General features: G+C 55.1%; 1 protein-coding gene. It reads right to left on the reverse strand.

Annotation, left to right across the window (positions count from 1 at the left end; genetic code table 11):
- Positions 1-1,037, reverse strand: a 1,037-nt coding sequence (locus QMX86_RS28085; protein WP_282387976.1) for an IS481 family transposase, incomplete at its 3' end; no start/stop codon positions are given.
- Between the last annotated feature and the right edge of the window lie 114 nt (positions 1,038-1,151).

Here is a 1,151-nt window from a genome sequence, read left to right on the forward strand (position 1 = left end):
ATACCGTCCTCCGTCGTCTCCCTGATCGCTATGCACCTGCCATAAAAAGCCTTTCCGATCTTGTATTCCCGATTCCTCCAGAAGATTTCGCCTCCCACCTGTACCTTCCTGACCACATCTGCGTCGTTGTACTCCGGCTCCGCCGGTTGCTCCTGATATTCCCGTGGGCTGCCACTGTAACGAGTCGCCGGCACCGCCATGCCCAGCGCCTGATGAGGGCGTTTCTGGTTGTAGATGTCGCGCCAGGTATCAAACGCCCGTTGTGCGTCGTCGAGATCGGTGAAAAACCGGCCTTGCAGAACTTCATTTTTCAGGCTGCGGTGGAAGCGCTCCAGTTTTCCCTGAGTCTGCGGGTGATAAGGCCGGGAGTGGCCGACCTTGATGCCCTGGCTCATCAGCCAGACTTCCAGCGCGGTGTAAACGCCTGTCTGATCGCCCCATGGCGAGCCGTTGTCCATCGTCATGCGCAACGGCAGGCCGTAGCGTCGAAACGACCGGATTAGATGGTCCTGTACCGTTTGGCGCTGTTCATTGGCACATGCGGCAATGCACAGCGAAAAGCGTGAGTGATCATCCAGGGCTGTGAATGGATGACAACGTCCGTGGCTCAGACTGAAATGTCCCTTGAAGTCGATCTGCCATAGATCGTTAGGCGCTTCGTGCTCAAAGCGGATAAATGGTTTGATCTCGGCAGCCTTTGGATCAACACGCGAATGACGCTGCAAAACCGCATGCACCGTGCTGACGGAGGGCATCACAGCGCCTTCATCTTCCAGCACGCGCTTGAGCTTGCGGGCGCCCCAAGCCTCGTATTGCTGACTCATGGTCAAAATTTGCTGCTCAACCTCATCAGCACAACGTTTGGGTGATGTTCTTGGTCGCCGGGACTGATCGTGCAAGCCCTCTGCACCCGAGGTTTCAAACCTGTTGAGCCATTTGTAGGCAGTACTTGGGCTGATATTGAATCGACGGCAAAGCTGCCGAATATTCACCCCTTCTTGCCGAGCCAAATGCACAAACTCTGTACGAAGTTGCATGGTGGATGCCTCTTGCCAGGACACAGGTCATTTCCTTGATGATGAGCAATGTGCCTATTAAAAAGTGTCCACCATGTCTCCGAACACCTGTCCACCATGTGTCCGGTACATACA

It is taken from the genome of Pseudomonas sp. PS01270, assembly GCF_029959775.1.
Lineage (GTDB): Bacteria > Pseudomonadota > Gammaproteobacteria > Pseudomonadales > Pseudomonadaceae > Aquipseudomonas > Aquipseudomonas atacamensis.